We start from the raw sequence: 12,008 nt of genomic DNA, 5'->3' as shown, positions 1-12,008 counted from the left end.
CCGGGTCGGCTCCGGGCCGCGACCGTCCGGCTGCCGGCCTACACCGAGCCGGACGGGCATCCGGGACTGCGCGCGGCGCTCGCCCGGCACGTCGGCGTCTCCCGGTCGGTGCGGGCCGGTGCCGACGACGTGCTTGTCACCCAGGGCGCGCAGCAGGCGCTCGACCTGGTCGGCCGGGTCCTGGTCGAGCCGGGCGACCGGGTGGCGGTGGAGGAGCCGGGCTATCCGCCGGCCCGTCGGTTGTTCCGGTCCCACGGCGCCCGGGTCACCGGGGTACCGGTCGACGCGGAGGGACTCGTCGTCGCCGCGCTGCCGGCCGACACCCGGCTGGTCTACGTCACCCCGTCCCACCAGTTTCCGCTCGGCGTCCCGATGTCGCTGGCCCGGCGCACCGCGCTGCTCGACTGGGCGGAGCGGCACGGCGCGGTGCTGGTCGAGGACGACTACGACAGCGAGTACCGGTTCGGCGGGCGCCCGCTGGAACCGTTGCAGAGCCTCGACCGGCACGGCCGGGTGGTCTACGTCGGATCGTTCTCCAAGACGCTGCTGCCGATGCTGCGGGTCGGCTTCCTGGTCGCGCCGGCCTCGCTGCGGTCCGCGTTGCGCACCGCGAAGCATCTCGCCGACTGGCACGGCGACCTGACCACCCAGGGTGCGCTGGCCGAGTTCGTCGACGAGGGCCTGCTGGCCCGGCACATCCGCCGGACCAGCCGGGAGTACGCGGCCCGCCGCCGGGCGGTGCTGGCCGCGCTGCGGGACCGGCTCGCCGGCCGGCTGGACCCGGTGCCCTCGGCCGCCGGGCTGCACCTCGCCGCCCGGCCCGCGCCGGGCAGCAGGGTGGACCTGGCCCCCGTGGTGGCGCGGGCCGGCGAGCGCGGGGTCGCGGTGGCCAGCCTGGCCGGCTACTGCGCCGAGCGTCCCCGGCCGGGCCTGGTCATCGGGTACGGCGGCATCGCGCTGGCCGACGTCGACGAGGGCATCCGCCGCCTCGCCGCCGCCTTCCCACCGGCCCTGCTCGGATAACCGGCCACCTCACCGTCCGACGTCTCCGGTGCTGTTCCGCTGCCTGGCGGCGGCCGCGCCCGGGCACTTCCCCGGCGCCGGTCAGTAGCGTTCCGCGTAGCGGCTGGGCGGCTCGCCGAACATCTTCCGGAAGTCGCGGGTGAAGTGCGCCTGGTCGGCATAGCCGAGTTCGGCGGCGAGTGCGGCCCAGTCGACCGGCTCGCCCCGGGCCAGCCGCTCGGTCACCTCGTGCAGCCGATACCGCCGGATCACCCACTTCGGACCGATCCCGACGTACTCGGCGAAGAGCCGCTGCACGGCCCGGACGCCCGTCCCGAGCCGCTCGGCCAGCACGTCCACCCGGTCGATCCCGGGGCTGGCGGCGATCGTGCCGACGATCCCGGCGACCTCCTCCGCCCGGGCATCGGGCTCGGGCCGGCGCCGACGCAGGTAGTCCTCCACCGCCCGCACGTCGAGCGGACCGGCCGCGTCCGGCGGATCGGCCAGGCTCGGCGGATCGGCCAGGCTCGGCGGGTCACCGGGGAAGATCTCGGCCGCGTCGATCGAGCGGTCCGTGATGGTCGAGGCCGGGGCGCCGAGGAACGGGCGGAAACAGCCGGGCCGGAACGCCACCCCGAAGACCCGGCCGACGCCGGCCAGCACCCTGACCTGGTGCCCGCTGCTGACGCCGGTCACCGTCCCCCGGCCGCCGTGGAAGGTCAGGTGCACGTTCGGGTACGGCACGATCAGCTGCCGGTACGGCTCCGCGTAGTCCCAGGAGACGGCCCAGTACCGCTCGACGTGCCGGGCGAGGTCCGGTGACGGGGTCGGGGAGGCGTGCCGCTGGTATCTCGTCCACGCGCCGCCGAGTTCGCGTGCGTCCCTGGCCATGCCCGTCAGGTTATGTCGCGTTCGTTCAAGACGCGGCAGCCACCTCCTGGTTTGCTTGCCGGCATGTCTGACCCGCAGATGGTGGTCCGGGCGGCCGCACCCCTGGTCGAGATCATCCGACATGTCAAGCCCGACCAGCTCGACTCCCCCACCCCGTGCGCCGAGTACGACGTCCGCAAACTGGTGAACCACCTGCTCTTCTGGGGCCCGTCGCTGGCCGGTGCCGGGCGGAAGAAGACCGTACCGCCGCCGGCCCGCAGCGAGACGGAGCTGGACCTGACCGGACCCGACTGGGCGGCCGCGTTGACGGCGCAGGTGGAAGGGATCGTCGCCGCCTGGGCCGAGCCGGCCGCCTGGACCGGCACCACCCACATGGGCGGGCCGACCGAGCTGCCCGCCGCGCTGGTCGGCGGCATGGTGGTGAGCGAGTTGGTGGTGCACGCCTGGGACCTGGCGCGAGCCACCGAGCAGCAGCCGGACTGGGACGGGGAACTGCTCGGATACGTGCACGACGAGGTGGGCAGGACCGCCGAGCAGGGCCGGCAGATGGGCGTCTACGGACCCGAGGTCGAGGTGCCGGAGACCGCGCCGACTCTGGACCGGATTCTCGGGCAGGTCGGCCGGGACCCCGGTTGGCCCCGCTGAGCGCAGCCGCCGCCGAGCGCAGCCGTCGAGCGTGCTTCCGGGCTGATCGTCCGGTTCCCGGGAACCCGGCTGGACCGATCCCGGCGGAGTTGAAAGATCCGTTGCGGCGATCGGGCGGGGCCGGTTATGTTGAAGGCGATGTGAGCCGCTGACACTTTCCGCGCCCGCGCCCGAGGCACCTCTGCCCGGCGGGCGAAAGGCTCGATTTCCGCCTGGTGGTGTCGCAATGTCCCAGTCTGCCCTGCTCGCCCATGACCTCGTCCGTACCCTCGGTGGCCGGCGAGTCCTCGACGGTGTCTCCCTGACCGCCGCGCCCGGACACCGGATCGGGTTGATCGGCGAGAACGGCGCCGGCAAGTCCACCCTGCTCCGGCTGCTCGCCGGGGCGGACGAACCGGACGGCGGCGACGTCGTCCGGCCGCCTGAACTCGGCTTCCTGCACCAGGAGATGCCGTTCGAGCCCACCTCGACGATCACCGACGTACTCGACGACGCCCTCCGGGAGGCCCGCGCGGACCTCGCCGAACTCGACCGGCTCAGCCAGGCGCTCGCCGACACCCCCGACGACGCGCCGGGCTATCCCGACCTGCTCGGCTCCTACGGCGAGCGGCTGGACAGCGCGGAGCGGCACGCGGCCTGGGACGCGGACCGGCGGGCCGAGATCGTCCTCGCCGGGCTCGGCCTCGGCGACCTGCCGCACGACCGCACCCTCGCCTCGCTCTCCGGCGGGCAGCGCGGCCGGCTCGCCCTGGCGGCGCTGCTGGTCCGCCGCCCCGGCGCGCTGCTGCTCGACGAGCCGACCAACCACCTCGACGACGCCGCCGCCGTGTTCCTGGAGGAGCAGTTGCGCGAGCTGCCCGGCGTGGTGGTGGTGGCCAGTCACGACCGGGCCTTCCTGGACGCCGTCTGCACCGACCTGCTCGACCTCGACCCGTCCGTCGACGGCCCGACCCGGTACGGCGGCAACTACACCGCCTACCAGGCGGAGAAGCGGGCCGAGCGGGACCGCTGGCAGCGACGCTTCGCCGAGGAGCAGGAGGAACTCGCCGAACTGCGGCACTCGGTCGCGGTGACCGCGCACCAGGTGGCACCGGGCCGGGCCAAGCGGGACAGCGAGAAGATGGGCTACGGCCACACCACCGGCCGGGTGCAGCAACAGATCTCCCGCCGGGTACGCAACGCCAGCCGCCGCCTCGACGAACTCGAACGCGACCAGGTGCGCAAGCCGCCGGAGCCGCTGCGGTTCCGGGCCACCGGGCTGGCCAGCAAGTCGCCGGACGGGATCCTGCTGTCGCTGCGGGACCTCCGGGTGCCCGGCCGGCTCGCCCTCGACCGGCTCGACGTGCAGGCCACCGACCGGCTGCTGGTCACCGGCCCGAACGGCGCCGGCAAGTCCACCCTGCTCGCGGTACTGGCCGGTCGACTGGCGGCCGAGGGCGAGCTGCACCGGCGCAGTGGACTGACGGTGGGGCTGCTGACCCAGGACACCGTCTTCGACCGCCCGGACCGTACGGTGCGGTTCACCTACGAGCAGCTGCTCGGGGCGGCCCGGGCCGAGGCCGTACCGCTGCGCTCGCTCGGCCTGCTCGGCCCGCGTGACCTGGCGCGGCCGGTCGGGGAACTCTCGGTCGGCCAGCGTCGCCGGCTCGCGTTGGCGCTGCTGGTGGCGGACCCGCCCGAGCTGCTGCTGCTCGACGAGCCGACCAACCACCTCTCGCCCCGGCTCGCCGACGAGTTGGAGGAGGCGCTCGGCGGTGGACCGGGCGCCATCGTGGTGGCCAGCCACGACCGGTGGCTGCGGTCCCGCTGGCCGGGCCGGGAACTCCGGCTGTGAACTGCCACGGACCGCCCGGGGTGCCGACCGGGCCCCCGGGCCTCAGCGGAGGATCGAGAGCAGCCAGCAGAGCCCGACATTGAGGGCGGCCACCGCGAGCAGGAACCGGCCGTTGGTTTTCCAGTCCCCCACCGAGGCGGTGCCGGCATCGTCCTGAGCCGCCCCGACCCGTAGCACGCCGGAGCTGGTGAGATTGGCCGGAGCTTCGTAGTCGACGACTGTCTCGACGCCGTCGAGCACGGTCACCGTCTCGGTTACCGTGCCGAACACGGCGCCCTCGGGGAGGACGGCGGACACCTCCATCCGACGCGGCCCCGGAGCCAGCGGGAAGCGGTGCGTGGACCAGTTCAGCACGTCGAGGTCCGTGGCGTCGACCGACAGCCTCGGTCGGGCCTGCTGGTAGACCTGGGTGGCCGGTTCCGGATACCAGAAACGGATCCGCAGCGAGCCGGTGCCCGGCGGCAGCGCGCCCAACGGCTCGTACGGCGAATCGTCGGGCGAGGGTTCGGCGGGCGGCGGGGTCTGTGCCGCCTCGGGTGACCGCCTCCCGAACCATCGCTCGACCCGAGCGGGGCCGAGCAGGGCGATGAGCAGGGCGGTGCCACCGACGAACGCGGTGCAGACCAGCGCCGCCAACGACAGCAGCATGGCGAACCACCCGAGAAGGCCGAGGAACAGGTTGCGGCCTTCCCGGGTGAACGAGCAGTCGTCCGGCTCCGTGCGGGAGCAGTAGCCGACCAGTGCGGGTGGCCGGCCCCGGTCGTCGGGAGTGACGACCGACGGGCCGACGACCGCCGCCACGGCACGCCCGTCCGGCAGGGTGACCGTGATCTCGCAGTACCACCAGTAACCGAAGCCAGCGGCGCTGGCCGGACCGACCCGATCGCACGCGCCGACCTGGACGGTGCCGGTCACCCGCTCACCGGAGACCCGGGGAGGCTCCCCGGCGTACAGGTTTCGTACGCCGAGGAGCGTCCCGCAGACGACCAGACCGATGACGTAGCTGGCGATCGCGGCGAGGAACGTCTTCCCGCGGGTATGCACCGGACCGACGTTACGACCTGATGCCGGGGGCGGCCCCGCCGAGCCCTCCCCACGGGTTGAACTGTCCGAGCTTGGAGAAGTCGCTGATGCTCGCGGGCAGGTAGCCGCCCACGACACCGCCCACGCCCATCGCCCATCCATCAGTCTTGAGCACGCCTCTGGTCAAAGAGCTCGGTTTCATTCCGAACTTCTTCGCCATGCTCCTCATTTCCTTCCTGGCCGTGAAGGCCCTCTTGTAGTGGGAGGGACTCACCGCCGTCTTGAGCTCGTGGAGCATGGTCCTGCCGGAGGGCAGCAGCTTTCCTCGGCCGGCCGTCTGCCATCCCTTGCTGAATATTCGCGTCACCCCGGCCTTGGCCGCCGTCTTGACGATGGCCCTCTTCGCGACTTCGCCCAGGATGCTTGTGGTCCCGGCGCCGATTGCGCCCATGACGGCTCCCAGACCCGTGTTCAGCGCCACCTTCCCGAGGCTGTCGCCCTTGAGATAGGAGGTCATGCCCGAGCCGACCGCACCCCCCAGTGCGCCGCAGGCCAGCGTCGCTGTTCCCATCGTGACCGCCGTACAGGTCAGGCCGACGGCGACACCGGCGATGACCCCGACGAGGTCCGGGTTCCGCTTCGCCCAGCGGACACTCGCGTCCCAGCCGCCCTTGGCCTTGCACAGGAAGTTGCACTTCTTCTTCTTCTTCGGCGGCGCGCTCTTGTTGCCGCCGTTGTTGCCACCGCCCTTGTTCTTGCTCCGCTGCTTCGGCGCGCCGTTCGAGTGGTAGTACTTGGTGCCCGGCCAGCCGTTCGCGGCGGTGTTGGTCTTGTTCGGGCTGGCGGTTTCCGAGCGGTCGTAGTTGCCGTACCCGCAGTTGTACCTGGCGCACGGCGTCTGGCTGTCGTACGCGTTGGTACCGCCCGGATCGGACCGGTTCACCGGATCGTCGCCGGCGTACGTGTAGCCGCCGATCTGGTTCGGGTCCTCGGTGTTCAGGATCGGGTCGACGCTGACGAACCGCCCCGCCGCCGGGTCGTAGTGCCGGGCGCCGAGCACCGTCAGCCCGGTCACCTCGTCGGTGGGCTTGCCGAGGTAGCCGCGCTTGTTCGGCCAGTTGGCCGGTGCGCTGCCGCGTGGCGCGCCGTACGGGGTGAACGCCCGCCACTTCGGGTTGGTGCCGTTGTTGTCCAGGGTCAGCGTGGCGGTACCCAGCCGGTCGTTGACCAGATAGCTGTACGCCCCGGCGGCGGTGCCGCTGCGGACGCAGGTGGTGCCGTCCGCACCGGTGTAGTAGCGCCGGCCGCTGACCGTGCCGCTCGCCGTGTCGAGCGTCAGCTCCTGGCCGGGCAGATAGAGGGTGGCGTTCTTCTCCTTCAGGTTGCGCTGGAGCAGCAGCTCGCCGTCGGCGTCGTAGACGTAGGTCGCGTCGGTGGTCGCACCGGTGCGCACCTTGGTCAGCCGGCCGTCGGTGTTCCAGTCGAGGGTCTGGTTGCCCCGGTCCGGGGTGCCGCGGCCGGTGTTGTTGCCCAGGATGTCGTACTGGAAGGTCCGGGTGCTCGTTCCGGCCGGGCCGCTGACCTCCTCGGAGCGGACCGCGTGCGGCTGCGCACCGCCCGTCGGGTACTTGTAGTTCGTGGTGGTGTCGCCGCTCTCGCCGGGCAGGGCGTGCTGCACCTCCCTGGTGCGGTCGCCGACGTCGTTGTAGGTCCAGCTCGTCCAGTAGGGGGTGATTCCGCCGACGGTGGCGTTGCTGCCCCCGGCCGAGAGGTCGACCCTGCAGTCGTCGTTCGCGGTCCACGCGGTGCCGAGCCGGCCGAGCAGGTCGTAGCGGAAGCACTGGGTCTCCCGCTGCGCCCCGGCGTTACGGGCGTCGACGACCTTGACGACCTTGCCGGCGGCGTTGTGCTCGTAGACGACGTCGTTCATCCGGGACGTGCCGGTGCCGTTGCGGTCGACGTACGTGTTGCGCAGCCGCTTGCTGTGCTCGTCGTAGACGTAGCTGGTCCAGGCGGTGTTGGTGGTGCCGAAGCCGAACTTGCTCTGCGACACCTGCCCGAACGCGTTGTATCTGGTCGAGTCGACGTAGTTGCCGAGCGAGCTGCCCACCCCGGAGGGCAGGTCGAGTGCGGTGTAGGTGTGGTTCACCGTCTCCGCCGGCAGGCCGCCGCCGGCCGGGAAGAGCGACTTCTTCAACAACCCGTTCGTCGTGGTGAACTCCCGGGTGAAGGTGTAGGTGCCGGCCAGGCTGCCGTTGGCCGGGTCGCTCGGGATCGTGACGTTGACCCCGACCTCCTCGCCCCAGACGTTGTAGCCGCTCGGCGCGGAGACGTACGCCTTCCCGTTGTCGTAGCTGGTCTCGCTGGCCACCTCGCCGATGCCGTTGGTGATGGTCGTCGAGTCGTAGGTCCAGATGGCCCGGGGCGGCGCCGTCGTACTGGGCCCCTCGTACTCGCCGGTCCGCCGGTCCAGCTCGTCGTAGCTGGTGGTGACGGTCCGACCCAGCGGGTCCCTGGTCGAGGTGACGTTGCCGTTCGCGTCGTAACTCAGCTCGCTGGTGCCGGCGTCCGGGTCCTCCCGCTGCACGGCACGCCCGCGCAGGTCGTAGGTGGTGGTCCAGGAGTTGTTGTCGTCGTCGGTGACCCGGTCCGGGTTGCCCCGGCGGTCGAACCGGTAGCTGATCTTCACCGGGTTACCGCCGCTGACCACCGAGCCGGAGACGGACGGCATCGACTGGTAGCTCAGCCGCTCCACCACCCGGCCACGGCCGTCGACCACCTCCGTCGTCGGGGTGCCGCCGTCCGGCGGGATGGTGGTCGTCCGGTCACCGCCGAAGATCGACCGGGTCTGCCACTTCGTCTGGCCCTTGGACCGCGACACGATGAGCGTCTTGCGGCCCACCCCGTCGTAGGTGATCAGATCCTGGTTGAGGATCTGCTGGTCCTTGCCCCGCATGTCCAGCATCTCGGTGTTCGGTGTGCTGGCGCTGTCGTGGTAGTCGTTGTTCGCCGTCCGCAGCCAGCCGCGCGAGTCGTAGAACGAGTCGCTGAGCAGCCGACCTCCGACCGGGGTCGACGACTGCTTCTGCCGAGGCCGGGCCAGCGCGTCGAAGAACTCCACCTCGACCCGGTAGGTCCCGTCGTCGTTCAGGTTCGACGTCGTGATCGTCGACGGGACCGAGTTCGAGACCGTGTAGTCGTACTTCTCGTTCGCGCCCTGGCTGAGGCTCCGGCCGGGGAACCACACCCCGACCAGCCGGCCGAGTGCGTCGTACCGCTGGGTCGTCTTGAGGTCGTTCTCGTCGACCTCCTCGATTTCCAGTCCACGGGTCGGTTCGAGCGTGGTCAGGGTCTCGTGTTTGCGCGGGTTGGTGGAGAGCACCGACGTGGTCAGACCGTTTGTCATCGTGTACGTGGTGCTGGTCTTGTTGCCGTTCGCGTCGAACGACTCGACCGGCCGGCCGTAGTCGTCGTACTGCGTCTTGGCGACGACGACGTGGCCGTCCTCGGTGTAGTGCTGCACCACGTTGACGTTGCCGATGCTCGGTGCCGGCTGCGGCCAGGTGGTGGCGTAGGTCTTGGTGTCGAAGAAGGCCCGGGTGCTGGAGATCACGTCAGCGGGCCGGTTCACCGAGGCGGGCGCGGTCTGGCCGTTGATCCCCGAACCGCCGCAGGGCAGCGCGAACAGTTCCGTCTGGGCGGCCTGGTCGACGATGTACGCCGTCGTGTTCGTCGGCGCGTACGTGGTGACCGAGCAGGTGGCCTGGCTCGGCTGGCTGACGTCGCCGTAGTCGTGCACGACGGTCGGCAACCCGGTCGAGGTGGAGTACGTGGTGTCGGTCCGGGTGGTCCGGTAGCTGGTCGGGTTGGTCGAGGTGATCGCCGTGGTGGTCTTCGTCGAGGCGGGCCGCGCCATGTGCGCGGTCAGGTCGCCGACCGAGCGCTTCCGGGTCGCGGTGGCCGGGCTGACCCAGTAGTCGGTGACGGTGGTGTCGTGCACCGGGCCGCCGTCGGATTCGAACCGGAGGACCTGCCGGATCGAACCGGCCAGTTGGGGCTGGTCCGGCACCTCGGCCGTGGCCCCCGGCACGGTGACCGCGGTGGAGAGCTTCACCTTGGCGCTGCGCCTGGCGTTGTTCGGCAGCCGGTCGCCGTCCAGCCCCCGGTAGTAGACGGTCTCGGTGAGCGTCTTCTGGTCGACCCCGGCGCCGGTGCGGACCTGCACCCGGCCGAAGCCCCGCCATTGCCCGTAGGTGCGGTGCTTGTCCTTGACGATCTCGCTGTCGTCGTACGCCCAGGCGCCGCCGTCGAGGTAGTCGTACTTCGTGTAGACCGGGGTGCTGCCGCCGGTCGGGTCCTGGTCGGTGACCTCGTCGACCACGTACTTGTGGAACCAGTCGAGGGTCTGCTTGTCCTCGCCCTCCTTGGTCCAGTAGACGGGGTAGCAGAGCTTGGTGTTGCTCTCCGGTGCCAGGGTGACCGGGGCGGTGCACTCGGTGCGGTAGCCGATCCCGACGACCTCGCCGGTCTCGGTGGTGATCGTCGAGATCCGGTTGTGGTTCATCGCCGGGGCGCCGTCGATGCCGTCGGCCCGGTTCGGCAGCTTGGTCGGCTCGAAGGTCACCGCCGGCAGGGTGACCGCGTCCGCGCCGGTGCCGGCGGTGTGCTGGATCGAGGTCAGCCAGAGCGCCGGGCTGGTGCCGTCACCCGGTGCCGGGAAGGTGTGGCTGAGCTTGTGGGTGTCCACAGTGGTGTGTGCGGTGCCGTTGTTGACCTGGGTGGCGATCGCGGTGAGCCGCAACCGGCTCCAGAAGGTGACCGAGTGCATGTAGCAGTCGCCCGTCGACTTGCAGTTCAGGTCGTACGGCGTGTCCGGCCACTTGGCCTTGTCCTTGTCGATGTTCGCCGGGGCGCAGACCGTGTCCGACTCGACGCAGCGCTCCGCGTAGCTGAACTGGACCCGGCCCGGTGCACGTCCGGCGTACGGGTTCGGGTCGCGCAGACCGTAGTCGATGTGGTCGAGATATCCGCCCCGGACGTACTTGACCGGGGTGAAGCTCTTGTTCGGCCCGTAGTAGCCGGTTTCGGTGCCGTAGTAGTACGCGATCGCGTTCTTGTGCGGGTCGACGATGTAGTCGAGGTTCCACTTGTAGGCCATTTCGCAGTGCGAGTTGGCGAAACCGCTGGACTTGTAGCAGGGGTCGGTGGAACGGGGGTGGTAGACCCGCTGGGTCCACGCCGAGTTGGTGGTCGGGTTGTTGCCGCTGTGTCCGGGCAGCTTGTTCTTCCCGAACCAGTACTGCGTACCGTCCTGGGTGGTTATCTTCCAGTGCTCGCCGTCGTGGCTGCCGTTGTCGGCACCGGGCAGCAGCTCGACCTTCACGCCGTTGTCGCTGGAGAGCCGCCACTTGGTCGGCACGGTGGCGTCGTAGACCAGGTCGCCGGCACCGGCTCCGAAGGAGACGCTGACGATCGGGCCGGCCCAGCACGAGTCGTTCACCTTCGGCGCCGCCGAGTCGTCGGCGCATGTCCGGTAGGTCCGTTCCACCGCACCCGGCGAATAATCCCAACCATCGCCGATCGCCGAAGACTGGTTGTTGGTGGACACCTGCTTGCCGTCGATCGACTGGGCCGAGTAGCTCAGCTCGACCTGTGGCGACAGGTCGCCCGGCACTGGCGGCAGGTCGACCGGGTAGCTGTAGCCGAAGTCGCCGGAGTGGCCACCGGCGGTCCACGAACCGGAGGGCTTGAGCGGGGTCGCGCTGTAGTCCCCGGAGTTGCCGGCCGCGCCGGCGGTCACCGCGAAGACGGCCTCCCGGTGCTGCGGTGCGGTCCGGTCGGCCCGCGGGCCGGACCGGGTGGCCGGCAACGTCACCTCGGCGGTCAGCCGGCCGTCCTCGCTCCGGGTCGGCAGCGGGGTCTGCACCCGGCAGGCCGGCACCTCCGGCGTGCTCGCCGCGCACGCCGGCAGCGCCACCAGGCGGAGTCGCTGGGCCCAGTCGCCGCCGTACTCGCCGACGATCCCCGCCGGGTCGACCCAGACCCGGACCCGGCCGGAGGTGCCCGGGTCCGTCGTCGGGGTGGCCCGGAGCAGCAGGCCGTCCACGCCGGTACGCCGGGCGGTCGCCCGGTCGGTAAGGGTCAGCCGCAGCCCCGAAGGCCCGTCCGGGGTCGCCTTCGCGACGCGTACCGGCAGCTCACCGGCGTCCACCGCGGCGCTCGCGGCGGACGACCTGCCGGCGGCCGGACCGGCGGCCAGGTCGACCGTGGCGGTGCCGGCGCCCGGCCAGCTGACCGGTGGCGCCACCCAGCGCTCGCCGAAGTTCGGCTTCCGCTCCGGCGCCGGCGGCATCGGGGTGCCCCGCACCCCGGTCCAGCGCTGCTCGGCCGACGCCGGGGCGGCCGACGCCGGATCCGGCGGCATCGCCGCCAGGCCGAGGGTGGCCAGCAGCACCAGGCCGAGGCCGGATCCGGTACAGCGGCGGTACGAGGCGAACCGGCGTCCGGCCCTCGAAAAACCGCTCCCGCCGGATCTCGTACGTCGAGAGTGGACGGCTGACGGACGTCGATCGGCCGGCTCCTGGACAGCGTTCGTCATCTTGACTACCCCCGT

General features: G+C 71.4%; 6 protein-coding genes. 3 read left to right on the top strand and 3 right to left on the bottom strand.

Annotated features, from left to right (window positions below):
* Positions 1 to 30: 30 nt before the first annotated feature.
* Positions 31 to 1,023 carry a PLP-dependent aminotransferase family protein gene (locus O7626_RS04790; RefSeq protein WP_278066054.1) on the top strand — a complete coding sequence of 331 codons (993 nt, stop codon included), beginning with the start codon at positions 31 to 33 and terminating at the stop codon, positions 1,021 to 1,023.
* Positions 1,024 to 1,104: 81 nt separating this feature from the next.
* Here the strand turns inward: O7626_RS04790 and O7626_RS04785 are convergent, their stop codons facing one another.
* Positions 1,105 to 1,893: a helix-turn-helix domain-containing protein gene (locus O7626_RS04785; protein ID WP_278059631.1), complete on the bottom strand. Its 789-nt coding sequence runs from the start codon at positions 1,891 to 1,893 to the stop codon at positions 1,105 to 1,107.
* 63 nt (positions 1,894 to 1,956) lie between these two features.
* Between O7626_RS04785 and O7626_RS04780 the strand changes: the two genes are divergently transcribed.
* Positions 1,957 to 2,538: a TIGR03086 family metal-binding protein gene (locus O7626_RS04780; protein ID WP_278059629.1), complete on the top strand. Its 582-nt coding sequence runs from the start codon at positions 1,957 to 1,959 to the stop codon at positions 2,536 to 2,538.
* A 226-nt stretch (positions 2,539 to 2,764) separates the two neighbouring features.
* Positions 2,765 to 4,372, top strand: a complete 1,608-nt coding sequence (locus O7626_RS04775) for an ABC-F family ATP-binding cassette domain-containing protein (RefSeq protein ID WP_278059626.1) — start codon at positions 2,765 to 2,767, stop codon at positions 4,370 to 4,372.
* A gap of 42 nt (positions 4,373 to 4,414) precedes the next feature.
* Here the strand turns inward: O7626_RS04775 and O7626_RS04770 are convergent, their stop codons facing one another.
* Positions 4,415 to 5,416: a DUF6346 domain-containing protein gene (locus O7626_RS04770; RefSeq protein ID WP_278059624.1), complete on the bottom strand. Its 1,002-nt coding sequence runs from the start codon at positions 5,414 to 5,416 to the stop codon at positions 4,415 to 4,417.
* Positions 5,417 to 5,426: 10 nt separating this feature from the next.
* Positions 5,427 to 11,849, bottom strand: coding sequence for an RHS repeat-associated core domain-containing protein (locus tag O7626_RS04765; protein ID WP_278059622.1), 6,423 nt, complete (start codon positions 11,847 to 11,849; stop codon positions 5,427 to 5,429).
* Positions 11,850 to 12,008: the final 159 nt, after the last annotated feature.

Origin of the sequence: Micromonospora sp. WMMD1102, from assembly GCF_029626265.1 — a bacterium.
GTDB lineage: Bacteria > Actinomycetota > Actinomycetes > Mycobacteriales > Micromonosporaceae > Plantactinospora.
Note: the sequence above shows the minus strand (reverse complement) of the source record. Positions and strands in the feature narration are given on the sequence as shown.